Below are 23,793 nucleotides of genomic sequence, written 5' to 3' on the forward strand. Positions count from 1 at the left end.
AGTAAAACCTGTCCGAATGGATCAGGTCGGGCGCTGAACCTATGTGGCTTGATGCGAACTGGTCAAACTGTTACCTGGCGTTTGTCAACCTGACGCTCTCCCAAGGCGTCTCGGGGTTGTCGGGCGGGTGTCAGGGGGTCGCCAGCGCCTCCGTCGGCGCCAACCGCGAGGCGCGGATGGCCGGATACAGACCAGCGAGTCCGCCGATGAGGAGGGTCGCCGCGACGCCGAGCGCGACCGCCCACGGCGGCACCACCGTGGGCCACCCCTGGGAGAAGGCGTATCCGGAGGTCACGGCGGTACCGAGGACCGCGCCACCGATCCCGCCGAGCGCCGAAAGGAGCAGCGACTCGGTGAGGAACTGGGCGCGGATCTGCCCCCGGGTCGCCCCGAGCGAGCGCCGCAACCCGATCTCGGCGCGCCGTTCGAGGACCGAGATGACCATCGTGTTGGCGACCCCGACGCCGCCGACGAGCAGCGCCACCGCGCCGAGCCCGAGCAGCAGCCCCGTGAACGCCTTGCCCGCCGCCTGCTGCGCGGCGAGCGCGTCGGACGGCCGGGACACCTCGACCTCGTTCGGCGCCTGCGGGTTCGCGGTGGCGCCGAGCACCGCCTGCACGGCGGGTACGGCCGACTCGGCGGAGCGGCTGTAGATGGTCGTGGCGTGTCCGTCGAACCCGAGGTACGTCTCGGCGGCCTGCCAGCCGATGAGCGCGGCGGAGTCCAGTTCGGGCGCGAGCGGCGACGGTTCGAGGACGCCGACGACCGTGAACAGGCGCTGTCCGATGAGGACTTGGGTGTCGGTGCCGATCCGTCCGATGCCGAGCCGTTCCGCGGTGTCCGAGCCGAGGACGACCGCCGGATAGCGGCCGGTGACGGCGTTGAGCCAGGTCCCGGTACGGAGCCGCGCGCCGATCGTGGCCCGCAGATCGGTCCGGGCCGCGAACACGCCCAGCCCGTTGGTCTCCACCTCGGGGATCCGGTCGCTCCGGTACACCTTGGCGTCCTCGACCGCGCCGACCGCCGACACGGACTCGACGGGCGCGATCCGGCCGACCATCTTCTCCGCGTCCAGCGGCAGCGACGCCTGCCCGCCCGAAAAGGTCTGACCGGGCGACACGGTCAGCAGATTGGTGCCGAGCGCGGCGAGCGTACGGTCCAGATCGGCGCGCGACGACGACGAGATACCGACGACGGACACCATCGCGGCGATCCCGATGGCGATCCCGAGCGCGGACAGGAACGCCCGCAGGGGCCGCGTACGCAGGCCCACGGCACCGACCTTGACGACATCGCGCGGGCTCAGCCGGGCGGGCCGCAGCACTTCGACGGTCCCCGGCCCGGCCACCGGCCGCAGGGTTCCGGCGCTCATCGCGCCACCCCCGCGACCGGATTCCCGTACCGGCTGTCGTCGGCGATGACATGCCCGTCGCGCATCCGGACCTGCCGGGGCAGCGCGTCGGCGATCTCCCGGTCGTGCGTGATGACGACGACGGTCGTGCCGGACGCGTTCAACTCCCGCAGCAGCGCGAGGACTCCGTCGCCCGACACGGAGTCGAGTGCGCCGGTCGGCTCGTCGGCGAGGAGCAGCGCCGGGTCCCCGGCGACGGCCCGCGCGATGGCGACGCGCTGCCGCTCACCGCCGGACAGCTCGTGCGGCTCGTGGTCGAGCCGGTGGCCGAGCCCGACCCGCTCCAGGACGGCGCCCGCGCGCCGCCGCCGCTCACCGGCGCGCAGCCCGGAGTACAGGAGCCCGTCGGCGACGTTGTCGAGGGCCGACGTGCCCGGCGCCAGATGGAAGTGCTGGAAGACGAAGCCGATCCGCCGCGCCCGCAGCGCCGACAGCTCGGCGTCCTTCAGCGCCCCGATGTCGTACCCGTCGATCCGCACCCGGCCCGACGTCGGCCGATCCAGGGTGCCCAGGACATGGAGCATGGTCGACTTGCCGGACCCGGACGGGCCGACGATCGCGACGAGTTCGCCCGCAGCGACGGCGAGCGACACCGCGTCGAGCGCGGTGACACCCCCGGGGTACGTCCGGGTCACGTCCTCAAGGACGATCACTGCGGCACCCCCACCTTGGTGCCCTCGGCGAGCCCGTCACCGGTGATCTCGACCCGGCCGTCCGCGAACAGACCGGTCTGCACGGACACGTACCGCGACTCCGACCCCTCGACGACCTCCACACCGAACCCGCCCTCGGCCAGCGCGAGCAGCGCGGCGACCGGCACGGTCAGTACGTCCTTACGGGTGTCCGCCGTGAACTCGACGTCCACCGCGGCGAGCGCGTACGCGTCGGCCGCCTTCCGCGCCTTCGCGTCCGCGAGCCCGACGACGACCTCGACCTTCGTCTTCGCCTCGCCGCCGTCGGCGGCCGGCTGCACGACCGTCTCGACCTCCTCGACGCGGCCCTTGATCCGGCTGTCGTCGGGCAGGACCACCGCCACGTCCACGCCCTTCTTCGCCAGCGCCTGATCGGCCGGGTCGAGTTCGAGGGTGACGGCCTTCGCGGTGCCCGTGTACGTCAGCACCTTGCCGCCGGGCGCGAGGGCGTCACCCTTCTCCGCCTCCACGGCGTCCACGCGGATCGCGCCCGGCGCGAACACCACCCGGCCCAGCTCGACCGCCCCGGTCTCCTCCAGGCCCCGGTCCTCCTGCCACTCCTTCACGGCGTCGGCGGTCAGCTCGGTGAACTCGTCGTCGACGGTGAACCCGGTGTACCCGAGCGCATGGAGGTTCTTCTCCAACTGGCGTACGTCGGCGCCCTCGTCGCCCGTCTTCAGCGTCCGGTACGCGGGCAGCGACCCGTACATCAGCGTCACCGGCAGATCGTCCACCTCGAACAGCGCCTTGCCGCGCTTCACCTCGTCACCCGCCTGCGGTACGGAGGTCAGGGTGCCCGCGATGCGGCTGCCGACGGTGGCCGTGGCGCCGAAACCGAGCTGGCCGTCCTCGCTCTGGGTGTCCTGGAGGGTCCGCCGGACCACCTCGGCGGTCTTCGGCGGCAGGTCGCTCGCGCCCGCCCCGCCCGATCCGCCCTCGCCGCCGAGCCCGAGCGTGGCGGCGGTGACGGCGCCGCCCGCGAGGAGGACGACGGCCGCGAGGGCGATCCTCCGGCCCCGCATCAGCCCTTCTCCGACTGCAGGTTCGCGCCGCCGCCCCTGACGGACTGGCATGCCTTCTCGGCCTTCTTGAAGTCGGGGTCCTTCATGATCGAGCCGTCGAGCTGGATGCCGCCGCTCTTCGGGTCGGGGAACTCCTCGACGCCCTCGTCGCGCATGCACTTGGCGTACTTCCGCATGGTGTCGGGGATCTTGCCGCTGCCGTCGGGCGCGGTCCGCTGCGGCTCGAACTCCTTGCACGCCTCCATGGCCTTGTCGATCTCGGCCTTGCTCATCGGGTTCTCCCCGCCCCCCTTGATCCCGATGCCGCCGCCGGGCTTCGGGTCGTCCACGTCGAGGCCCTGCTTGCGCAGACACTGGGCGAACTTGATGCCCTGCTGGTCGGGGTCGAGGCTCGGCTTGGCGCTGCTGCCGCCCTTCTTGTCACCGCCGGCCGACGCCACCCCGTCGTCCTCGCCGCCGCCCCCGCATCCGGTGAGCGCCAGCGCCAGCGCCACCAGCAGCGCGGCGGGCGCGCCATGCCTCCGCAGTCGTGTCCCGTGGGTCACGTGTGTCTCCTCGTAGCCGTCACGTCCTCGCGACCGGCCCGCTGGCCGACCGTCTGGAGTGAGGGAACGCCCCACCGCGTTTCCCAGGCGTTTCCCCCACGCGCCGACACCACCTCGCCGCCCCCGCTCGCGCCCTCCCGCGCTCCCTAACGGAAACGAAACACGCCCGGAGCGACGATGAACCGTCCGGCGGAAGGGGCGGGGGCGCATGCGCGTACTGGTGGTGGAGGACGAGCCGATGCTCGCCGACGCGATCGCGGAGTGGCTGCGCGACGAGGCGCACGCGGTGGACATCGCGTACGACGGCGGCGCGGCCCTGGAGCGGCTGACGGTCAACGACTACGACGTGGTCGTCCTCGACCGCGATCTGCCCGCCGTGCACGGCGACGACGTGTGCCGGGAGCTGGTGGCGTCGGGCGCCGCGCCACGCGTCCTGATGCTGACGGCCGCCGCCGAGATCGCCGACCGGGTGGCGGGCCTGTCGCTGGGCGCCGACGACTACTTGACGAAACCGTTCGCGTTCCCCGAACTCGCCGCCCGGGTGCTCTCGCTGGGCCGCCGCTCCCGCCCGGCCGCGCCGCCCGTCCTGCGCCACGGCGGCATCACCCTGGACCCGGCCCGCCGGGAGGTCTACCGCGAGGGACGGTACGTACCGCTGTCGAGGAAGGAGTTCGCCGTGCTGACCGAACTGCTGCGCGCCGAAGGGGCCCCGGTGTCGGCCGAGGCGCTCCTGGAGAAGGCGTGGGACGAGCACGCGGACCCGTTCTCCGGGGTCGTCCGGCTCACCATCCTCAAACTCCGCCGCAAACTCGGCGGGCCACCGGTGGTCGAGACGGTGACGGGCGTCGGGTACCGCATCTCATGAACCCGCACCTCAGGAACCCGCAGCCGACGAACCCGCACCTCAGGAACCCGCAGCCGGCGAACCCGCCCCCCGCGACCCCCCGCCCGAAGCGCCCCCGCCGCATCACCCTCCGCGCCCGCCTCACCCTCCTCTACGGCGGCCTGTTCCTGGTCGCCGGAGTCGTCCTGCTCGGCGTCACCTACGCCCTGTTCCAGCAGCAGCTCACCGGCTCCGGGCCCCAGATGATCGCCGGGATGTACAAGGACGACTCCCACCGCCCCGACGCGGGCGGCTCCCCCGCCCCGACCCCCGGCGCCGGGGAGTCCGGCACCGCCCCGCCCGGCAAGGGCCCGCACACCCAGATCCGTACGGCCGACGGCACGGTCCTCACCGGGGACGCGGCGGCCAGATGGCTGCGCGAGGAGACCCAGAAGCTGCGCTCGGCCGCCACGACCTCGCTGATCACGCAGGGCGGTATCGCGCTCGCGGTGGTCGGCGCGGCGGCGGCGGGCTTCGGCTGGCTCGTCGCGGGCCGGGTCCTGGCGCCGCTGCACCGGGTCACCGACACGGCCCGCCGGATCGCGAGCGCCCCGGCGGCCGACCGGGGGCTGCACGAACGGATCGCCCTGCGCGGCCCGGACGACGAGGTGAAGGACCTCGCCGACACCTTCGACACCATGGTGGAGCGCCTCGACCGGTCCTTCGACGGGCAGCGCCGCTTCGTCGCCAACGCCTCGCACGAGCTGCGCACCCCGCTCACCCTGGGCCGCGCGCTGGTCGAGGTGGCGATGCACAGGAAGACGGCGTCCGACGACGTGCACCGGCTCGGCGAGAACCTGCTGGAGATCAACGCCCGCCACGAACGCCTGATCAGCGGCCTGCTGATGCTGGCGTCGTCCGAGAACACCCTCGCCGAACGCGCCCCGGTCGACCTCGCCGACATCACCGCGCACGTCGTCGCGCAGACCGCGCCGGAGGCCCGTACGGCGGGGGTCACCGTCCACGAGCAGACGGTCGAGACCCCGACGACCGGGGACGCGCTGCTCCTGGAGCGGCTGGTGCACAACCTGGTCGAGAACGGCATCCGCCACAACACGGGCGACGGCCACGGCTGGGTCCGCGTCGTCACCCGCGTCCGCGAGGACCACACGGAGGTCGAGGTCAGCAATACGGGCCCGGCCGTACCGGTCTACGAGATCCCGTCGCTGTTCGAACCGTTCCGCAGGGGCGGCGGCGACCGGCTGGCCCCGGGCCGGGGCGCGGGGCTCGGCCTGTCGATCGTGCGGTCCATCGCGCGGGTCCACGACGGCGAGGTCACGGCCCATCCGCGCGGCGGCGGCGGCCTGCACCTCACGGTCCGCCTGCCGAACCGGCCGCCGTACGGGCCGGTCCCGGCTCAGAGCCGGCGCGCGGCCTCGGTGGCCCAGTAGGTGAGGATGACGCTCGCGCCCGCCCGCTTGATCCCGAGCAGGCTCTCCATGATCGCCCGGTCCCGGTCGATCCAGCCCTTCTCGGCGGCGGCCTCGATCATCGCGTACTCACCGGAGATCTGGTACGCGGCCACGGGCACGTCGGACGCGTCCGCGACCCGGGCGAGGATGTCGAGATAGGGCCCGGCCGGCTTCACCATGACCAGGTCGGCGCCCTCCGCCAGGTCGAGCGCCAGCTCCCGCAGCGACTCACGGACGTTCGCGGGGTCCTGCTGATATGTCTTGCGGTCGCCCCGGAGCGACGACGCCACGGCCTCACGGAAGGGCCCGTAGAGCGCGGAGGCGTACTTGGCGGTGTACGCGAGGATCGCGACGTCCTCACGGTCGATCTGGTCGAGCGCGTCCCGTACGACACCGATCTGGCCGTCCATCATGCCGCTGGCGCCGACCACGTGGGCGCCGGCGTCGGCCTGGACCTGCGCCATCTCGGCGTACCGCTCCAGCGTCGCGTCGTTGTCCACGCGCCCCTGGGCGTCGAGCACCCCGCAGTGTCCGTGGTCGGTGAACTCGTCCAGGCACAGGTCGGACATGACGAGCAGCTCGTCCCCGACCTCGGCCCGCACCTCCCGCAACGCGACCTGAAGAATCCCGTCCGGATCGGTACCGACCGACCCGACGGCGTCCTTCTTGGCGTCCTCGGGCACCCCGTACAGCATGATCCCGGACACCCCCGCGTCCACGGCGTCGACCGCAGCCTTACGGAGGCTGTCCCGGGTGTGCTGGAGAACCCCGGGCATCGACCCGATCTCGACGGGCGCCGAAATCCCCTCCCGCACGAAGGCGGGCAGCACGAGATCGGCAGGATGCAACCGCTCCTCGGCCACCATGCGCCGCATCACAGCAGACCCCCGCAACCGCCGAGGCCGAGCCGAGGGAAAGGAACCGTACTTACTCACGCCAAAACTCCCGTACTCCCAGTTGTGGGCAGGCGTTCCGCACGGCGGAACGGGTGGGCACAACCCAAGGTAAACCCGCACCCGAATCCAACGCCCACCCGGTCAAGGCGAACCGCTCAGCTAGTGGTCCGCCTCCGCCGAGACCCCGGCCGCCGCTCACTCGGCCGGGTAACCACATCCCCGGCCTCCAAAGCCGCCGCCCGGCGCCCGGCGCCGAACTCCGCCAAAGCCGCAGCCAGCGTCAGCACGGACGGCTCAGGAGCCATCACATCCACCCGCAGCCCGTGCTCCTCGGCCGTCTTGGCCGTGGCGGGCCCGATACACGCGATCACGGTGACGTTGTGCGGCTTCCCGGCGATCCCGACGAGATTCCGCACGGTCGACGACGAGGTGAACAGCACCGCGTCGAACCCGCCGCCCTTGATCGCCTCCCGTGTCTCGGCCGGCGGCGGCGAGGCGCGCACCGTCCGGTAGGCGGTGACGTCGTCCACCTCCCAGCCCAGGTCGATGAGGCCCGCGACCAGCGTCTCGGTCGCGATGTCGGCGCGCGGCAGGAACACCCGGTCGATCGGGTCGAAGACCGGGTCGTACGGCGGCCAGTCCTCCAGGAGACCCGCGGCGGACTGCTCACCGCTCGGCACCAGGTCCGGCTTCACACCGAAGGAGACGAGCGCCTGAGCGGTCTGTTCGCCGACCGCCGCGACCTTGATCCCGGCGAAGGCACGCGCGTCGAGCCCGTACTCCTCGAACTTCTCCCGGACGGCCTTCACGGCGTTGACGGAGGTGAAGGCGATCCACTCGTACCGCCCGGTCACCAGGCCCTTGACCGCGCGCTCCATCTGCTGGGGCGTGCGGGGCGGTTCGACGGCGATCGTGGGTACCTCGTGCGGCACGGCGCCGTACGAGCGGAGCTGGTCGGAGAGCGAGGCCGCCTGCTCCTTGGTCCGCGGTACGAGGACGCGCCAGCCGAACAGCGGCTTGGACTCGAACCACGAGAGCTGGTCGCGCTGCGCGGCCGATGACCGCTCACCGACCACGGCTATCACCGGCCTGCCGCCCTCGGGCGACGGCAGCACCTTGGCCTGCTTCAGGGTCTGCGCGACGGTGCCGAGCGTCGCGGACCAGGTCCGCTGCCGCGTCGTCGTACCGCCGACCGTGACGGTCATCGGGGTGTCCGGCTTGCGGCCCGCGGCCACCAGCTCCCCGGCAGCCGCCGCGACGGTCTCCAGGGTCGCCGAGACCACGACGGTGCCGTCGGACGCGCCCGCCTCGGTCCAGCAGCGGTCCGGGGCCGTACGCGCGTCGACGAACCGGACATCGGTGCCCTGCGCGTCCCGCAGCGGCACCCCGGCGTACGCGGGTACGCCGACGGCGGTGGCGATGCCCGGGACGACCTCGAACGGCACACCCCCCGCGGCGCACGCCAGCATCTCGCCGGCGGCATATGTGTCCAAGCCAGGGTCGCCCGAGACGGCACGGACGACCCGCTTGCCACCCCGTGCGGACTCCATGACAAGATTGGCCGCGTCCCTCAACACAGGGGCACCGACGGAAGTTGACGACGTGTCAGCACTGGTCAGACCCGGTGCGGCCGTGTCGATCACGGTCACACCCGGCCTGGCGTGCGCGCGGATCACATCGACCACGTCGGGCTCGGCGACCAGGACGTCCGCACTGCTCAACGCCTCGACGGCGCGCAGTGTCAGCAGCCCCGGATCCCCGGGTCCGGCACCCAGGAAGGTGACGTGCCCGTGTGCGGGTCCAGCGGAACGGTTCGAGGTGGTGGGGCTCAAAGTGCTCGCTCCCCCATCAGACCGGCCGCGCCCTTGGCAAGCATCTCGGTGGCGAGTTCGCGACCGAGCGCCAGCGCCTGGTCGGATGTCTCGGGCACGGGACCGGTGGTGGACAACTGCACCAGCGTCGAGCCGTCGGTCGTGCCGACGACGCCGCGCAGGCGCATTTCCTTGACAATCTGCCCGTCGCTCAGCAGGTCGGCCAGCGCACCCACGGGTGCGCTGCAGCCGGCCTCCAGGGCGGCGAGCAGGGACCGCTCGGCGGTCACGGCGGCCCGGGTGAACGGGTCGTCGAGTTCGGCGAGCAGGGCGGCGAGGTCCGCGTGGTACGCGGCGCACTCGACCGCCAGCGCCCCCTGACCGGGGGCGGGCAGGACGGTGTCGACCGACAGGAAGTCGGTCACCTCGCCGATCCTGCCGATGCGATGGAGTCCGGCGGCGGCGAGCACGACGGCGTCGAGTTCTCCGCTGCGGACGTAGCCGATACGCGTGTCGATGTTCCCGCGGATCGGGACGGTCTCGACGGCGAGGCCGTGGCTGCGCGCGTACGCGTTCAGCTGGGCCGTGCGGCGCGGCGAGCCGGTGCCGATGCGGGCGGGCCCGCCGTGCGAGGCGGCGCCCAGCTCGGCCAGGGTCAGCCCGTCGCGGGCGACCAGCACGTCCCGGGGGTCCTCGCGCCGCGGCACGGCGGCCAGCGTGAGGTCGTCGGACTGCGTGGTCGGCAGGTCCTTCAGGGAGTGCACGGCGAAGTCCACGTCACCGCGCAGCAGCGCGTCGCGCAGCGCGGTCACGAAGACGCCGGTGCCGCCGATCTGCGCGAGGTGCTCGCGCGACGTGTCGCCGTAGGTGGTGATCTCGACCAGTTCGACGCCCCGCCCGGTCACTCTCCTGACGGCGTCCGCGATCTGACCGGACTGGGCCATGGCGAGCGTGCTGCGCCTGGTCCCCAGCCTCAGTGGCTTCTCAGTCATGCCCGCCCTCGGTTCTTGCCGTTCGTGACGTTCGGGACGCCGGTGACGCGCGGGGCGTCGGCATCGTTCAGGTCCGCCCGCGACACGGAGGCGACGGCCTCCGGGTCCAGGTCGAACAGGGTCCGCAGCGCGTCCGCGTACCCGGCGCCACCGGGCTCGGCGGCGAGCTGCTTGATCCGTACGGTCGGCGCGTGCAGCAGCTTGTCGACCACGCGCTTCACGGTCTGGGTGATCTCGGCGCGCTGCTTCGCGTCGAGTTCGGGGAGCCGCCCGTCGAGCCGGGCGATCTCACCGGCGACGAGGTCGGCGGCCATGGTGCGCAGCGCGACGACGGTCGGCGTGATGTGCGCGGCGCGCTGCGCGGCGCCGAACGCGGCGACCTCGTCCGAGACGATGCCGCGCACCTGGTCGACGTCGGCGGCCATCGGCGCGTCGGCGGACGCGTCGGCCAGCGACTCGATGTCGACGAGCCGGACGCCCTCGACGTGGTGGGCGGCGGCGTCGACGTCGCGGGGCATGGCGAGGTCGAGCAGCGCGAGCGGGCGGCGCCCGCCGGCGGCGGCGCGGGCCTCGGCGGCGACGGTGACGTCCCGCGCGGTCAGGACGAGGCCGGCCGCGCCGGTGCAGGAGACGGCGATGTCGGCACGTGTCAGCTCTTTTGCGGTCGCGCCGATCGGGACGGCGCGGGCGGACACCCCGGTGCCGCCGGGCTCGCTGAGGATCGCGGCGAGCCGTTCGGCGCGCTCCAGGGTGCGGTTGGCGATGGTGACCTCGGCGACTCCGGCGCGGGCCAGTGTCGCGGCGGCCAGCGCGGACATCGAACCGGCGCCGATGACCAGGGCGCGCTTGCCCTTGGCCCAGGCGTCGACGGCGTCGCCCGCGGCGAGCTGCTGGAGGCCGAAGGTGACGAGGGACTGTCCGGCGCGGTCGATCCCGGTCTCGGAGTGGGCGCGCTTGCCGACCCGCAGGGACTGCTGGAACAGGTCGTTGAGGAGGCGGCCCGCGGTGTGCAGGTCCTGCGAGGTGGCGAGGGCGTCCTTGATCTGGCCGAGGATCTGGCCCTCGCCGACGACCATCGAGTCCAGTCCGCAGGCCACCGAGAACAGATGGTGGACGGCGCGGTCCTCGTAGTGCACGTAGAGATGCGGAGTGAGTTCGTCCAGGCCGACGCCGCTGTGCTGGGCGAGCAGCGTGGACAGTTCGGCGACGCCCGCGTGGAACTTGTCGACGTCCGCGTACAGCTCGATCCGGTTGCAGGTGGCGAGGACCGCGGCCTCGGCGGCGGGCTCGGCGGCGACCGCGTCCTGGAGGAGCTTGCCCTGGCTGTCCGGGGACAGCGTGGCCCGCTCCAGCACGCTCACCGGCGCGCTGCGGTGGCTCAGTCCGACGACGAGGAGACTCATGCCGGCATCACGGCGGGTACGTCCCCGTCGGGTCCCTTGGCGGTGTCCCCGGCAGCCCCGGCGGTCCCGGTGGCGGCCTCGGCTTCTGCTGCGGCGGCCTTCCCGGTGTCCGCGGCCTGGGCGGCCTCCAGGGCGCGCGCGGCCTCGGCGGCGGCGTGCTCGTCGGCCTCACCGGCCTTGCGCTGCTCGTGGAAGGCGAGGATCTGCAGCTCGATGGAGAGATCGACCTTGCGTACGTCGACACCGTCCGGGACGGTCAGGACGGTCGGCGCGAAGTTCAGGATGGAGGTCACACCGGCGGCGACCAGCCGCTCGCAGACCTGCTGGGCGGCGCCGGCCGGGGTCGCGATGACTCCGATCGACACCCCGTTGTCGCTGATGATCTTTTCCAGCTCGTCGGTGTGCTGCACCGGCATACCGGCGACCGGTTTCCCGGCCATCGCCGGGTCGGCGTCGATGAGCGCGGCGACCCGGAAGCCGCGGGAGGCGAATCCGCCGTAATTGGCGAGGGCGGCGCCGAGGTTACCGATCCCGACGATCACGACCGGCCAGTCCTGGGTGAGGCCGAGTTCGCGGGAGATCTGGTAGACGAGATATTCGACGTCGTAGCCGACACCGCGTGTTCCGTACGAGCCGAGGTAGGAGAAGTCCTTGCGCAGCTTCGCGGAGTTGACCCCCGCGGCGGCGGCCAGTTCCTCGGACGAGACCGTGGGTACCGAGCGTTCCGACAGTGCGGTGAGGGCGCGGAGGTACAGCGGAAGCCTGGCGACGGTGGCCTCGGGAATCCCTCGGCTGCGGGTCGCCGGTCGGTGAGTTCGGCCAGTTGCCACGGTGCTCCTGCGGGTAGAGCGGGGCTGCAGGCGGTCACACGTCCCAGGACCGCCCCGTCGCATGCAGGCTATGTCTTTGTGAACGCGTGCACAAAGATGGTGTCCGATTTGCCCGCCCAACGTGACCGGGGTCACGCACCCCCGGCGCACTCTCCGGGAACCGGCGCACGGGCTCACACGACGCTCACCTTCTGGGGGCAAAGCGGTACACACTCCTCAACAGGCCCTCGCCCCCGAAGCCAAACCGCCTCGATGGTAAACCCTTTCCGGCGCAAAGAACCGCGTCGTCACGGGCCGTTACAAGGGCAAAGGCACGCCCATTCGGTCATTCGGTTCGCCATTCGGTTCCACACGAGGTTCCGCATGAGGTTCGGTCATTCGGTGAGCGCACGCCGCAAGCGATCTTCCTTCACCCGCCAGAAATCGTGCTGCGCCCCGTCCACCAGCACCACCGGAATCTGCTCCCAGTACTTACGGTGCAGTTCCGCGTCCTGCGTGATGTCCTTCTTCTCCCATACGGCCCCCAGTTCCCCGCAGACCTTCTCGACCACCATCTGCGCGTCGTCGCACAGATGACACCCCGGCTTCCCGATCAAGGTGACCACCCGGTCCTGCGGCGGCTTCTTCGGCGTACGTCGAAACATCGGACTCATACGGCCCATTCTCGCTCCGGGCCCCCGCACCCGCCGCCACCCGTACCGCATGAGTTGTTTAACGGGACGGTCGCGGAGAGTTCACAGCACCGCATCCTCGCGACTGAGGAACCTCCGAACAGACTGGCTATGCTCACGGCATGGCCGCTCTCGGATGGCTCACTCCCCGTAGGCGCTCCGCCACGGCGCGGAGCGTGTTGGCAGGCGAGGCCTCGGCGGAGGCGGCGCGCAAGTCCTCGCAGGAGCTGACGTCCGCCCAGGAACCGGCACCGGCCGCCGCCGACGCCCCGGACCAGGTCACCCGGAAAACCTCCGAAACGGAATCACCCGAGACGGAATCGACGGATTCCGCCGGGCGGGAGCCCGATTTCCCCGTCGCCGGAGACGACCGCGCCGCCGCCTTCTTCGACCTCGACAACACCGTCATGCAGGGCGCCGCCCTCTTCCACTTCGGCCGCGGCCTCTACAAGCGGAAGTTCTTCGACACCCGCGACCTGACCCGCTTCGCCTGGCAGCAGGCATGGTTCCGGCTGGCCGGCGTCGAGGACCCCGAGCACATGCAGGACGCCCGCGACTCCGCCCTGTCCATCGTGAAGGGCCACCGCGTCTCCGAGCTGATGTCCATCGGCGAGGAGATCTACGACGAGTACATGGCCGACCGCATCTGGCCCGGCACCCGCGCCCTCGCCGAGGCCCACCTGGAGGCCGGCCAGAAGGTGTGGCTGGTCACCGCGGCCCCCGTCGAGATCGCCACCGTCATCGCCCGCCGCCTGGGCCTGACCGGCGCCCTCGGCACGGTCGCCGAGTCCGTCGGCGGCGTCTACACCGGCAAACTCGTCGGCGAGCCCCTGCACGGCCCCGCGAAGGCCGAGGCGGTCCGCGCCCTGGCCACCGCCGAGGGCCTCGACCTGACGCGCTGCGCCGCCTACAGCGACTCGCACAACGACATCCCGATGCTGTCCCTGGTCGGACACCCGTACGCCATCAACCCCGACGCGAAGCTGCGCAAGCACGCGCGCGCCCGTGACTGGCGGCTGCGCGACTACCGCACCGGGCGCAAGGCCGCCAAGGTCGGCATCCCCGCCGCCGCGGGCGTCGGCGCGGTCGCGGGCGGCACCGCGGCGGCCATCGCCCTGCACCGCCGCCGCCGCTGAAGCCCCCGGCACACCGCGCACCCGGCAATCCGGTCCCCCTTACCCGGCTCATCCCCCCGCCAGTCCCGCCGATACCACTCGGGCACAACACGCCCCGGACTCGGACGGAACGTGACCTTATCTGATCAACAACCGGTCACTCTCGGGTACTTGAACAGGTGAGGATCGGTTACAGAAGCGACGTAATCGATGATTTGAGCAACTGGGTGTAGCACTGCCTGTACGAAGCGTTATTCTCCTCAGACGCAAACCGGTACCCACCCGCCACCACGAGGGGTGAACGGTTCCGCACTGCACGTGATGGAAGCTCTGCCTCTGGGAGTCCCGTGTACCCACACGTCGGGGTTGACGCCTCGGGCCTGGCTACGCTGCGCGCAACGGTCCTCGACCACTTGCGCGGCTTCGTCCCCACCGCGTACGCCGTCCCCGCCCTCGTCGCGCCGCGCCTTGCCACAAGCGGCCCGGCCGCCCCCTGCTATGCCCTGGCGGACGGCAGCGCGGCAGTCGGCCGACGGAGCCGCTCCGGCTCCGCGACCACCGCCGCGCGCCGTCCCGCCGCCGACAGCGACAGCGCCCGCATGATGGAACTCGTCGAGCGCGCCCAGTCCGGCGAGGCCGAAGCCTTCGGACGCCTCTACGACCAGTACAGCGACACCGTCTACCGCTACATCTACTACCGCGTCGGCGGCAAGGCCACCGCCGAGGACCTCACCAGCGAGACGTTCCTGCGCGCCCTGCGCAGAATCGGTACGTTCACCTGGCAGGGCCGCGACTTCGGCGCCTGGCTGGTCACCATCGCCCGCAACCTGGTCGCCGACCACTTCAAATCGAGCCGCTTCCGGCTCGAAGTGACCACCGGCGAAATGCTCGACGCCAACGAGGTCGAACGCAGCCCCGAGGACTCCGTCCTGGAGTCCCTCTCCAACGCCGCCCTGCTCGACGCCGTGCGCCGGCTCAACCCCCAACAGCAGGAGTGCGTGACCCTGCGCTTCCTCCAGGGCCTCTCCGTCGCCGAGACCGCACGCGTCATGGGCAAGAACGAGGGCGCGATCAAGACCCTCCAGTACCGGGCCGTCCGCACCCTGGCCCGCCTGCTCCCGGACGACGCCCGCTGACCCCCGCACACAGACCGGACACGGACAGCGATCCCCAACTCACCCTGCGTACAAGCAAGTTGCTTCGACGGTCGGATCATCTTTCGTCCGTAACCCAAGTACCGCGCCGCTCGTTGTGCGGGATACAGGCTCCCTGTGGTCACTCCCCGGCTGCCCGCACTCACTCGAACGAGTGGGAGCGGACCGGGGACGCAACCCTCAGGACCCCCTGGGGAGTCGACCGTCTTGACGAGAGGAGGTGCCGCCAGTGATCGCAAACGTATCGGCGCACAGGCGGGCGAACGCCTTCGCCCAGGCCCTGGAGGAACCGTCCGACCGGGCCCCGGCGGCCGAGCAGTCCGATCCGCCGGCGACCGGAGGGCCCCCGCCCCCCGCCCCCGCGCCGGGCAACGCCGACCAGGCCGAGCGGAGCCGCATGCTGGCTCTGGCGGGCGGACTCGGCGACCTGCCGAAACCGGAGCTGGACCCCGAGGTCAAGGTCGTCCAGCGCGCCCAGCTCGTGGCCGCCATGGAGACCATGCTCCTGGAGGGCAGGGCCCCGGGCGGCGAAGCCACGGACCCTTCGGTGCCCGAACAGCGATCCCGCAGGGGGGCCAAGGGCGCCCACCGGGCCAGTCCCCTGCGGAAACTGCGACCCCGCTCCCGCCTGTCGAAGAGCCTCGCTGCGGGCGGACTCACCGTGGGTGTGGCGGCGGGCGCCTTCGGCGGAGTCGCCGCTGCCAGTACGGACGCCCTGCCCGGTGACTCCCTCTACGGCCTCAAGCGAGGCATGGAGGACTTCAAACTGGGCATGGCCGACGGCGACACCGACCGCGGCCAGATCTATCTGGACCAGGCGTCCACCCGGCTCAACGAGGCACGCAGACTCATGGAGCGCGGACGCAGCGGCCACCTCGACCACGAATCCCTCGGCGAGATCCGACGCGCCCTCTCGGGCATGCAGCACGACGCGTCGGAAGGCCACCGCCTCCTCCTCGCCGCCTACGAACGGGACGGCTCCATCGGCCCCATCCAGGCGCTCTCCGTCTTCTCGCAGTCCCACCGCGGCAGCTGGAGCGCCCTGCGCGACCGACTCCCCGTCCAGCTCGGAGACGTCAGCCAGGAGGTCAGCTCGGTCTTCGACGCCATAGACCAAGAGGTCGACCCGCTGCGCTCCCTGCTGCCCCAACCGCCCGCCAAGGGCGGCGGCAGCACCGTCCCCGGCAGCGGCCAGGACACCACGGGCACCTCCGGTACGAACCAACCGGAGCCCGGCAGGTCCAAGGCATCCACCGAGACCGGCAAGGGCCACCAGGACACCCGCCCCCACCCCTCCGCCTCGGACAGCGGCAAGAGCGACGGCCTGCTCGGCGGCAACACCGGCGGCCTGCTCGACCCACCGAAGGACACCCCGGGCCCGAGCCTCCCCGGCAAGAACGCCCTCCCGAGCAAACCCGACGTCACCCTGCCACCCCTGCTCCCCGGCCTCCTGCCGGGCCTGGGCATCGACGCGGAGGACGCCGGCCAGTAGGAGTGGTTGTTCGTTACGTGTGTGGGGGCGCCCTCCGACCGGAAGGGCGCCCCCACACACGTGCGTACGGGTAGGTGCGTACGGGCTAGAAGAACACCGACCGGCGCTGCACCAGCAGTTTGTACAGGGAGTGCTGGATCTGCTCGCGGACCTGGTCCGTCAGGTTGAACATCAGCATCGGGTCCTCGGCCGCCTCCGGCGGATACCCGTCCGTCTCGATCGGCTCACCGAACTGAATCGTCCACTTCGTCGGCAGCGGTACGGCGCCCAGCGGACCGAGCCACGGAAACGTCGGCGTGAGCGGGAAGTACGGGAACCCCAGGAGCCGCGCGAGCGTTTTCGCATTACCGATCATCGGGTAGATCTCCTCGGCCCCGACGATCGAGCAGGGCACGATCGGCGTCCCCGCCCGCAGCGCCGTCGACACGAAACCGCCCCGCCCGAACCGCTGCAACTTGTAACGCTCGCTGAAGGGCTTGCCGATGCCCTTGAAGCCCTCCGGCATCACCCCGACCAGCTCACCGCGCTGAAGCAGCCGTTCCGCATCCTCGGCGCAGGCAAGCGTGTGCCCCGCCTTGCGCGCCAGCTCGTTGACCACCGGCAGCATGAACACCAGATCCGCCGCCAGGAGCCGCAGATGGCGCTGGTGGGGGTGGTTGTCGTGGACGGCGACCTGCATCATCAGCCCATCCAGCGGCAGCGTCCCGGAGTGGTTCGCGACGATCAGCGCGCCACCGTCCGCCGGAATGTTCTCGATGCCCTTGACCTCGACCCGGAAGTACTTCTCGTACACCGGCCGCAGCAGCGACATCAGGACCTGGTCCGTCAGCTCCTCGTCGTACCCGAAGTCGTCGACCTCGTAGTCCCCCGTCAACCGCCGCCGCAGAAAGGCCAGACCCCCGGCCACCCGCCGCTCCCAGCCACCGCCCTGTTCCCCGCCCTCCGCGCCCGGCTCCCGCACCTCTCGCTCCACCGGCACATCATCCTGCGGAATCTGCGGGGCGGGCAGGGGCTGGACCCCGCGTACCTGCGCGGGCCGCCGGCCGGACACCGTGGTCCGGCGGCGCGGCGGGCGCTGGGCGCCGCCGCGCGACCGGTCGTCGTCGAAGGGAATGACCTTGGCGTCCGCCATCGTTGATGCGCTCCTCGCTTGGCGCTCTGCGTCAGGTGGGCTCTTCGTCGGGTGGGCTCTGCTGCGGTAGGGCTGTGGTCGGGTGAGGTCACGCGGGGCTCTGGGTTTGTCAGGTGGGGCTCTGGGTCGGGATGGTCGGGCCCTGGGCCGACGGTTTCGGGGTACGTGCTGCCGCCGTGCCCGGGACCGGTGCCGTCGCACTCCGGTCCGGTGCCGGGCGCCCACCCCGCAGGACCGGCAGGGCGGCGATCCGGTCGACGGCCTCCGCCACGGCCTCCGGCGACAGCAGCCCGGGACCGCGGCTGCGCGCGAACTCCGCGAAGGTCTCCGCGGTCGTGAACTCCGGTACGTAGCCCAGCGTCTCCCGCATCTGGTGCGTGGCGACCATCCGGCCATGCGTCAGCAGCCGCAGTTGCTCGGGCGAGAAGTCCGTCATGCCCAGCGTGCGCAGCGCCGACCCCAGCCAGGTCACGGCCGGCAGCAGCACCGGCACCGTGGGACGGCCCAGGCGCCGCGCGCACTGCGACAGGAGCAGCACCCCGTCCCCGGCGATGTTGAACGTGCCGCTGTTGAGTGTCCCGCGCGCGGGATCGTGCGAGGCGATCCGCAGCACCTCGACGACATCGTCCTCGTGCACGAACTGGAGCCGCGGGTCGTAGCCGAACACGGTCGGCAGCACCGGCAGCGAGAAGTACTCGGCGAGCGGCGAGTCCGCGGCCGGACCGAGGATGTTGGCGAACCGCAGCACACAGACCGCGACGTCCGGGCGCCGCCGCGCGAAGCCCCGCACATAGCCCTCGACCTCGACGGTGTCCTTGGCGAAGCCGCCGCTCGGCAGCGACTTGGGCGGTGTGGTCTCCGTGAACACGGCGGGGTCGCGGGGCGCCGAACCGTACACATTGGTCGAGGACTTCACGACGAGCCGCTTCACGGTCGGCGACTTCTGGCAGGCGCCGAGCAGCTGCATCGTCCCGATGACGTTGGTCTCCTTGAGCGTGGCCCGGCCGCCACTGCCCAACGGGGTGCCCGTGACGTCCAGGTGCACGACCGTGTCGACGGAGTGCTCGGCGAGAACCCGCGCGATCGTCGGCTGCCGGATGTCCGCCCGTACGAAATCGGCGCCGCCCAGAGGGTGCCCGGGGGCCACCGCGTCCACGGCGACGACCCGGTCGACCTGGGGATCACGCAGAATCCGCCGGACGAATCGGCCCCCCAACTGCCGGGCCGCCCCGGTCACGAGCACGACCTTGCCCAAGATCAGCGCCTACCTTCCGCGTCCCCGCGCTCTGCCCTTGCCGCCGCCATAATCGCCGCCATCGGCTGCCATCGGCCTCTGGCGGCCACGTTAGCGGGTCGGTGTTGCCCTGTGATGACCGCACGATGCACGAAGCCACGACAGCCACCGATGGCGGACAGGGGGAGTACGGGGCCGGGGCAAGGGACCGCACGACGGGGCCGGAACGTGCTGTGGCCCCTCCACCATCCGGTGAAGGGGCCACAGAGCGCGCTGTCGCAGCGGTCGCTTACTTCTTGTTGCGACGCTGAACGCGAGTGCGCTTGAGCAGCTTGCGGTGCTTCTTCTTCGCCATCCGCTTGCGCCGCTTCTTGATAACAGAGCCCACGTCAACCCTCGCTCACTTCTCGGACAACCCCCGCGTACGGGGACAATCACTCGGTGCGGGGCTGCAATGGGGCCCACACGACCTACGAGGGGCCTAGCCTACCCCGCCCGGGTGCCGAGGCTGTAATCGAGGGTGACGATCAGGCGGTGTCCACCCCCACATACGACTCGCGAAGGTACTCGTGAACCGCGTTCTCAGGGACCCGGAACGACCTACCGACCCTGATCGCGGGCAGATGACCGCTGTGCACCAACCGGTACACGGTCATCTTGGACACTCGCATCACCGCGGCGACTTCCGCCACAGTGAGAAACTGAACCTCGCTGAGAGGCCTCTCGTCAGCAGCCATCACACACCTGAACCTTCCACACATGACGGGCACCGGCTTCCCCTCCGGTGACTCCTCGTCGCTGTGCGCTCACTCCCCAGACTAGGGGCGGGTGATGCGAGTGGGGAAGAGGAGCAGCCATCGGCCGCCTACTGTGACAGACACGCTCGATTGAGTACATAGCGAGTAAGCGGCCGGTAGTAATCAGACCGCACAGCGTCATCAAGTGGAACGACCACGGACACCCGCCCCTCGGCCTCACCCACGAACAGCGCGGGATCATCCGTATCGGCCAGCCCCACGGCGTCAAACCCCAGCTGACCTGCCCCGCACACCCATCCATGGTCCCCCACGACCAGCCCCGGAAGCGGTCCCCCGGCCTCCGCGGCAACCCCCAGAACGGTACGAACCGGGAGCGGAGAGTGGGTATGTGCGCCGGTCCCACTCGCAGCGCCCCGCGCGCCGGGTTCCCGCACCAGCGCGACTCCCCGTACGTAGTCAAGGTTGTACGTACGTAGACCGAACCTAGTCGTTATGTCGACACAGCTACCCTTCGCAAAGGTGAGAACAGGGCATCCCGCCGCCGACAGGGCACTGGCCAAAGAGGCGTAGAAACCGAGCAGTCGATGCGGATGCCCCGTACCAATGAGCACCGGCTCCCGTCGCGCCCCGGCCGCCCCGAGCCGCTCCGCGAACGCGTCCAGCGCCGCCAACGTCCGCTCCGGGTCGATCACATCGTGCCCCGTCGTCAGCCCCGGATCGTCCGACACCCCGCACTTGTCGGCCATCAGCGCCATCACGTCCCGCTGATCCCAGTCCCCCTCGGGATCAAGGCCGAGCAACACCCGCGGATCCCGCGCGGCGAAGAGCCGGTAACTCCGCAGACTCTCCTCCCGCGAAGTCGCCACCGGCCCGGCCAACCTGGCCGCCAACAAATGCGCCCGCAAGGCGCCGGCACTCAACACCCTGAGATGCTGACGCACCCGACCCCGCCACTCCCCCAAAACCCATAAAACCCGCCACCCTTGGCGTAACCCACACCGAGGGGGGCTCCCCCTCCCCCCTCGCCCTCCCTCCCCGCCCCTCCAGTCCCGAGGGCCGCCCGCCAAGCGCCGGCCCCGGAAGCAGGCGCTACGGCAACATCCCCCGCAACGGAAAGACAGCCCGCCGCGTCGCCAGCACGGCCTGGTCGAGCCGATCGGCCGGGTCGTACCCGGACTCCCACGCCTTCCAGTCCACCGGCCACCCCCCATCCGTCATCCGCCCAGGGCCCCGGACACGAGCCCGCGCGAACACCTCCCGCAACCACTCCTCGGGAACCTCCGCCTCCGGCTCCACCGGAGCCCCCGCCGCGATCCCCACCAGATGCGTCCACGATCGGGGCACCACATCCACCACCGCATAGCCCCCGCCCCCGAGCGCGACCCACCGCCCACCCGCGTACGCGTGCGCCAGCTCATGACACGCCACCTGCACCGCCCGCTGCGCGTCCAACGACACCGCGAGATGCGCGAGCGGATCCTCGAAGTGCGTGTCCGCACCGTGCTGCGTCACCAGCACCTGCGGCCGGAAATCGGCCAACAGCTCCGGCACCACCGCATGGAACGCCCGCACCCACCCGGCATCCGCGATCCCGGCGGGCAGCGCCACATTCACCGCCGACCCCTCGGCCGACTCGGCACCCGTCTCCTCCGGCCACCCGGTCCCGGGGAACAGCGTCCTCGGATGCTCGTGCAGCGAGATGGTGAGCACCCGGGGGTCCTCCCAGAACGCGGCCTGCACCCCGTCACCGTGATGCACGTCCACATCCACATAGGCGACCCGCTCGGCACCCAGCTCCAGGAGCCGTGCGATGGCCAGCGAGGCATCGTTGTAGATGCAGAACCCCGACGCGCTCCCCGGCATCGCATGGTGCAGCCCACCCGCGAAGTTCACCGCGTGCAGAGCATCGCCGTGCCACACCGCCTCGGCCGCACCGACGGACTGCCCGGCGATCAGCGCCGACACCTCGTGCATCCCCGCGAACGCCGGGTCGTCCGAGGTCCCGAGGCCGTACGAACCGTCCGCCGACTCGGGATCGGCGGAGACAGCCTTGACCGCCTCGATGTAGTCCTCACGGTGCACAAGACGCAGCGTCGAATCGCCGGCCCGCTGAGCAGCGACGACATCGAGCCTGCTGTCCAGCCCGAAGGCGCTCACGAGCCGCCGGGTCAGAGCCAGCCGAACCGGATCCATCGGGTGATCCGGACCGAAGTCATAGCCCGTTACCGCTTCGTCCCACATCAGCTGTGCGCGACCGCTCATGACTCTCACCGTATCGGTCCGGCCGCGGGGCGAACGACCGGGCGTACAGCAGTGTCACAAGCACCAACACCATGGGAACGAGCATCGCGCCGCGATAGTTCCACGTGTCCCCGAGCGCCCCGACGAGCGGTGAACCGATGAGGAATCCCACGTAGTTGAAGATGTTGAGCCGTGCGATCGCCGTATCGGACGCCCCCGGGAAGAGCCGCCCGGCCGCGGCGAACGTCTGCGGCACGATCACGCAGAGCCCGAGGCCCAGCAGGGTGAAGCCGAGCATCCCGACCCAGGGCCCCGGCGCCGTGGCGACCACCGCGAACCCCAGCGCGGCCACCACACTCCCGGCCCGCACCACGACAACCGCCCCGAACCGCCGCACTCCGAAGTCCCCGAGCGCCCGTCCGACCAGCGTCGTCACCATGTAGACGTTGTACGGAACGGTCGCGAGCTGCTCCGAGCTGCCCAGCACGTCCTGGAGGTACTTCGCGCTCCAGTTCGACACGGTGGAGTCCCCGATATAGGCGAAGGTCATCACCAGACACAGCGGCAACAGCATCCGGAAGACGACAGGCCCGGCCTCGCCGCCCTTCGACTCCGCGCCGTCCCCCACCCCACCGGTACCCGCGTCGACGTACCACCGACTCCCCACGAAGGCCGCCGGCAACAGCACCACGACCACCGGCAGATACGACACGAACAGCGCCAGGCCCCAATGCGCCCCGACCCAGGCCAGCGAGGCCCCGACAATGCCCCCGAGGCTGTACGCGGCGTGGAATCCGAGCATGATGCTGCGCCCGTAGGCCCGTTGCAGGCTCACCCCGAGCATGTTCATGGAGGCGTCGAGGGCGCCGACCGCGAGCCCGAACACCCCGAGCGCCACGGCGACCTGCCACAGCCGATCCCCGGCGGCCACCCCGAGCAGCGCCAGGAGCACAACGGGCTGGGACCATCGAAGGACCCTGCTGGGCCGCACCCGCTTCACCAGGTGTTCGGTACAGACACTGCCGACCCCGGCGAGCACCGGCACTGCGGCGAGAAAGGCGGGCAACAGCCCGTCGGATATCCCGTACCGGTCCTGGATCGCGGGAATCCGCGTCACCAGCAGAGCGAAGGCGACGCCCTGCACGAAGAAGCTGAACGCCAAGGAGGCTCGGCCGCGCCGCAGCACATCTGTCATGGCGGCACAGCGTAAGGCCCCCAACTACCCGTGGGTAGATGGATCAGGAAGTGACTTTTCCGGGGGCAGTTCTGCTCACGCGAGCAGGGCGGTGAGTTGCTTCATGTCTGAGAAGAACCCGGTGGCTCCGGCGAGCCGTTCCGGGGCCGTCATCGCGGTGAATCCGTACACATCCATCCCCGCGGCGACCGCGGCCTCCACACCGAGCGGACTGTCCTCGACAACGGCGCACCGACCGGGGGCCACGCCCATCCGCTCGGCCGCGTGCAGAAAGAGATCCGGCGCCGGCTTCCCCTTTCCCACATCCTCGGAACTGAAGATCCGCGCATCGTCGAACCACCGGTCGAGCCCGGTCTTACGGTGCCCGACCCGAATCCGCTCATGACTCCCTGACGAAGCGACACAGGTGGCGACTCCGTCGGTACGAAGCGTCTCCAGAACATCCACGACACCGTCGACCGGCTCCAACTCCCGCTCGAACGCCGTGAATACGCGCTGATGAAAGCTGTCGTCAAACCCTTCGGGCAACCGCTCCCCGGTCCGCTCCCTCACGAGATCGTGTACGCGATGCATGGCACCCCCCATGTAGTCACGCAGGGAGTCTTCGTACGTGGTGGGGTGCCCGATCTCGGTCAGGTAGCCGGCGAGGATCCGATTGGAGATCGGCTCACTGTCCACGAGGACGCCGTCGTTGTCGAAGATGACCAGGTCGTATCGCATGACTCGACCATAAACGACGGGGAAAACGCCGGAGTGGCCCGCAAAACGAAAAAGCCCCCGCACCTGAGGTGCGGGGGCTTTCCCCTAACAATAGTTCGGCGGTGTCCTACTCTCCCACAGGGTCCCCCCTGCAGTACCATCGGCGCTGTGAGGCTTAGCTTCCGGGTTCGGAATGTAACCGGGC

The 23,793-nt window shown here is 71.0% G+C and carries 23 protein-coding genes and 1 rRNA gene; 5 read left to right on the forward strand and 19 right to left on the reverse strand.

Annotated features, from left to right (window positions below; translation table 11 throughout):
• Positions 1-130 precede the first annotated feature (130 nt).
• Genes ACIQNU_RS30080 through ACIQNU_RS30095 form a run of 4 tightly spaced genes read right to left on the reverse strand, consistent with a single transcriptional unit; the run spans position 131 to position 3,670 of the window.
• Positions 131-1,372, reverse strand: coding sequence for an ABC transporter permease (locus tag ACIQNU_RS30080; protein ID WP_401372389.1), 1,242 nt, complete (start codon positions 1,370-1,372; stop codon positions 131-133).
• Positions 1,369-2,064, reverse strand: coding sequence for an ABC transporter ATP-binding protein (locus ACIQNU_RS30085; RefSeq protein ID WP_401372391.1), 696 nt, complete (start codon positions 2,062-2,064; stop codon positions 1,369-1,371). The genes ACIQNU_RS30080 and ACIQNU_RS30085 overlap by 4 nt, the downstream gene beginning before the upstream one ends.
• Positions 2,061-3,125, reverse strand: a complete 1,065-nt coding sequence (locus tag ACIQNU_RS30090) for a peptidoglycan-binding protein (RefSeq protein ID WP_401372393.1) — start codon at positions 3,123-3,125, stop codon at positions 2,061-2,063. Before ACIQNU_RS30090 ends, ACIQNU_RS30085 begins: the two co-directional genes overlap by 4 nt.
• Positions 3,125-3,670 carry a hypothetical protein gene (locus ACIQNU_RS30095; protein WP_401372395.1) on the reverse strand — a complete coding sequence of 182 codons (546 nt, stop codon included), beginning with the start codon at positions 3,668-3,670 and terminating at the stop codon, positions 3,125-3,127. The genes ACIQNU_RS30090 and ACIQNU_RS30095 overlap by 1 nt, the downstream gene beginning before the upstream one ends.
• Positions 3,671-3,878: 208 nt before the next feature.
• On the opposite strand from ACIQNU_RS30095, the gene ACIQNU_RS30100 reads away from it, so the two are divergent.
• Both ACIQNU_RS30100 and ACIQNU_RS30105 read left to right on the forward strand, forming a co-directional pair.
• The gene (locus ACIQNU_RS30100) at positions 3,879-4,535 is read left to right on the forward strand and encodes a response regulator transcription factor (protein WP_401372397.1); all 657 of its coding nucleotides are present in this window, start codon (positions 3,879-3,881) and stop codon (positions 4,533-4,535) included.
• Positions 4,532-5,944 (forward strand): sensor histidine kinase, encoded by a 1,413-nt coding sequence (locus ACIQNU_RS30105; protein WP_401372399.1) that lies wholly within the window; start codon positions 4,532-4,534, stop codon positions 5,942-5,944. Before ACIQNU_RS30100 ends, ACIQNU_RS30105 begins: the two co-directional genes overlap by 4 nt.
• On the opposite strand, the gene hemB is transcribed toward ACIQNU_RS30105, so the two are convergent.
• The 6 genes from hemB to ACIQNU_RS30135 all read right to left on the reverse strand — a co-directional run bounded on the left by hemB (position 5,911) and on the right by ACIQNU_RS30135 (position 12,559).
• Entirely contained in the window at positions 5,911-6,900 is a 990-nt protein-coding gene (hemB, locus tag ACIQNU_RS30110; protein WP_401372401.1) for a porphobilinogen synthase, read from the reverse strand. The two genes, ACIQNU_RS30105 and hemB, sit on opposite strands and share 34 nt — an antisense overlap.
• A gap of 116 nt (positions 6,901-7,016) precedes the next feature.
• Complete coding sequence (locus tag ACIQNU_RS30115; protein WP_401372402.1) at positions 7,017-8,693, reverse strand: uroporphyrinogen-III synthase; 1,677 nt, start codon at positions 8,691-8,693, stop codon at positions 7,017-7,019.
• A complete protein-coding gene (gene hemC, locus ACIQNU_RS30120; RefSeq protein WP_401372404.1) occupies positions 8,690-9,664 on the reverse strand; it encodes a hydroxymethylbilane synthase in 975 nt (324 codons plus the stop codon). The genes ACIQNU_RS30115 and hemC overlap by 4 nt, the downstream gene beginning before the upstream one ends.
• Complete coding sequence (locus ACIQNU_RS30125; RefSeq protein WP_401372406.1) at positions 9,661-11,067, reverse strand: glutamyl-tRNA reductase; 1,407 nt, start codon at positions 11,065-11,067, stop codon at positions 9,661-9,663. The genes hemC and ACIQNU_RS30125 overlap by 4 nt, the downstream gene beginning before the upstream one ends.
• Complete coding sequence (locus ACIQNU_RS30130; RefSeq protein WP_401372408.1) at positions 11,064-11,897, reverse strand: redox-sensing transcriptional repressor Rex; 834 nt, start codon at positions 11,895-11,897, stop codon at positions 11,064-11,066. The genes ACIQNU_RS30125 and ACIQNU_RS30130 overlap by 4 nt, the downstream gene beginning before the upstream one ends.
• A 374-nt stretch (positions 11,898-12,271) precedes the next feature.
• Complete coding sequence (locus tag ACIQNU_RS30135) at positions 12,272-12,559, reverse strand: glutaredoxin family protein (protein ID WP_401372410.1); 288 nt, start codon at positions 12,557-12,559, stop codon at positions 12,272-12,274.
• 131 nt (positions 12,560-12,690) lie between these two features.
• On the opposite strand from ACIQNU_RS30135, the gene ACIQNU_RS30140 reads away from it, so the two are divergent.
• From ACIQNU_RS30140 to ACIQNU_RS30150, 3 genes are all read left to right on the forward strand, one after another.
• Positions 12,691-13,704, forward strand: a complete 1,014-nt coding sequence (locus ACIQNU_RS30140) for an HAD family hydrolase (protein WP_401372412.1) — start codon at positions 12,691-12,693, stop codon at positions 13,702-13,704.
• Positions 13,705-14,030: 326 nt separating this feature from the next.
• The gene (locus ACIQNU_RS30145; protein ID WP_401372414.1) at positions 14,031-14,819 is read left to right on the forward strand and encodes an ECF subfamily RNA polymerase sigma factor, BldN family; all 789 of its coding nucleotides are present in this window, start codon (positions 14,031-14,033) and stop codon (positions 14,817-14,819) included.
• Positions 14,820-15,066: 247 nt separating this feature from the next.
• A complete protein-coding gene (locus tag ACIQNU_RS30150) occupies positions 15,067-16,329 on the forward strand; it encodes a DUF5667 domain-containing protein (RefSeq protein WP_401372415.1) in 1,263 nt (420 codons plus the stop codon).
• 85 nt (positions 16,330-16,414) lie between these two features.
• Here ACIQNU_RS30150 and ACIQNU_RS30155 read toward each other — a convergent pair whose 3' ends face one another.
• The 9 genes from ACIQNU_RS30155 to rrf all read right to left on the reverse strand — a co-directional run.
• Positions 16,415-17,461, reverse strand: coding sequence for a lysophospholipid acyltransferase family protein (locus ACIQNU_RS30155; protein ID WP_401372416.1), 1,047 nt, complete (start codon positions 17,459-17,461; stop codon positions 16,415-16,417).
• 109 nt (positions 17,462-17,570) lie between these two features.
• Positions 17,571-18,716 (reverse strand): NAD-dependent epimerase/dehydratase family protein, encoded by a 1,146-nt coding sequence (locus ACIQNU_RS30160; RefSeq protein WP_401372418.1) that lies wholly within the window; start codon positions 18,714-18,716, stop codon positions 17,571-17,573.
• A gap of 268 nt (positions 18,717-18,984) precedes the next feature.
• Positions 18,985-19,083: a 30S ribosomal protein bS22 gene (locus tag ACIQNU_RS30165; RefSeq protein WP_003948845.1), complete on the reverse strand. Its 99-nt coding sequence runs from the start codon at positions 19,081-19,083 to the stop codon at positions 18,985-18,987.
• 139 nt (positions 19,084-19,222) lie between these two features.
• Complete coding sequence (locus ACIQNU_RS30170) at positions 19,223-19,432, reverse strand: helix-turn-helix domain-containing protein (protein ID WP_401372420.1); 210 nt, start codon at positions 19,430-19,432, stop codon at positions 19,223-19,225.
• A 128-nt stretch (positions 19,433-19,560) separates the two neighbouring features.
• Positions 19,561-20,376: a phosphatase gene (locus ACIQNU_RS30175; protein WP_401372451.1), complete on the reverse strand. Its 816-nt coding sequence runs from the start codon at positions 20,374-20,376 to the stop codon at positions 19,561-19,563.
• Positions 20,377-20,542: 166 nt separating this feature from the next.
• A complete protein-coding gene (locus ACIQNU_RS30180; RefSeq protein ID WP_401372422.1) occupies positions 20,543-21,715 on the reverse strand; it encodes an acetoin utilization protein AcuC in 1,173 nt (390 codons plus the stop codon).
• On the reverse strand, positions 21,666-22,889 hold the full coding sequence (locus tag ACIQNU_RS30185; protein WP_401372424.1) for an MFS transporter: 1,224 nt from the start codon (positions 22,887-22,889) through the stop codon (positions 21,666-21,668). Before ACIQNU_RS30185 ends, ACIQNU_RS30180 begins: the two co-directional genes overlap by 50 nt.
• A 75-nt stretch (positions 22,890-22,964) precedes the next feature.
• On the reverse strand, positions 22,965-23,609 hold the full coding sequence (locus ACIQNU_RS30190) for an HAD family hydrolase (RefSeq protein ID WP_401372426.1): 645 nt from the start codon (positions 23,607-23,609) through the stop codon (positions 22,965-22,967).
• A gap of 93 nt (positions 23,610-23,702) precedes the next feature.
• A 5S ribosomal RNA gene (gene rrf / locus ACIQNU_RS30195) occupies positions 23,703-23,793 on the reverse strand; the annotation flags it as partial.

The organism is Streptomyces sp. NPDC091292, from assembly GCF_044757265.1.
In the GTDB taxonomy this organism is placed as follows: Bacteria; Actinomycetota; Actinomycetes; order Streptomycetales; family Streptomycetaceae; genus Streptomyces.

Bases quoted from the DNA above. Each gene is read 5' to 3' on its own strand.
- ACIQNU_RS30080 (WP_401372389.1), bottom strand. From the start codon at position 1,372: ATGAGCGCCGGAACCCTGCGGCCGGTGGCCGGGCCGGGGACCGTCGAA.
- ACIQNU_RS30090 (WP_401372393.1), bottom strand. From the start codon at position 3,125: ATGCGGGGCCGGAGGATCGCCCTCGCGGCCGTCGTCCTCCTCGCGGGC.
- ACIQNU_RS30100 (WP_401372397.1), top strand. From the start codon at position 3,879: ATGCGCGTACTGGTGGTGGAGGACGAGCCGATGCTCGCCGACGCGATC.
- ACIQNU_RS30105 (WP_401372399.1), top strand. From the start codon at position 4,532: ATGAACCCGCACCTCAGGAACCCGCAGCCGACGAACCCGCACCTCAGG.
- hemC (WP_401372404.1), bottom strand. From the start codon at position 9,664: ATGACTGAGAAGCCACTGAGGCTGGGGACCAGGCGCAGCACGCTCGCC.
- ACIQNU_RS30125 (WP_401372406.1), bottom strand. From the start codon at position 11,067: ATGAGTCTCCTCGTCGTCGGACTGAGCCACCGCAGCGCGCCGGTGAGC.
- ACIQNU_RS30135 (WP_401372410.1), bottom strand. From the start codon at position 12,559: ATGGGCCGTATGAGTCCGATGTTTCGACGTACGCCGAAGAAGCCGCCG.
- ACIQNU_RS30140 (WP_401372412.1), top strand. From the start codon at position 12,691: ATGGCCGCTCTCGGATGGCTCACTCCCCGTAGGCGCTCCGCCACGGCG.
- ACIQNU_RS30155 (WP_401372416.1), bottom strand. From the start codon at position 17,461: ATGGCGGACGCCAAGGTCATTCCCTTCGACGACGACCGGTCGCGCGGC.
- ACIQNU_RS30170 (WP_401372420.1), bottom strand. From the start codon at position 19,432: ATGGCTGCTGACGAGAGGCCTCTCAGCGAGGTTCAGTTTCTCACTGTG.
- ACIQNU_RS30180 (WP_401372422.1), bottom strand. From the start codon at position 21,715: ATGAGCGGTCGCGCACAGCTGATGTGGGACGAAGCGGTAACGGGCTAT.
- ACIQNU_RS30185 (WP_401372424.1), bottom strand. From the start codon at position 22,889: ATGACAGATGTGCTGCGGCGCGGCCGAGCCTCCTTGGCGTTCAGCTTC.
- ACIQNU_RS30190 (WP_401372426.1), bottom strand. From the start codon at position 23,609: ATGCGATACGACCTGGTCATCTTCGACAACGACGGCGTCCTCGTGGAC.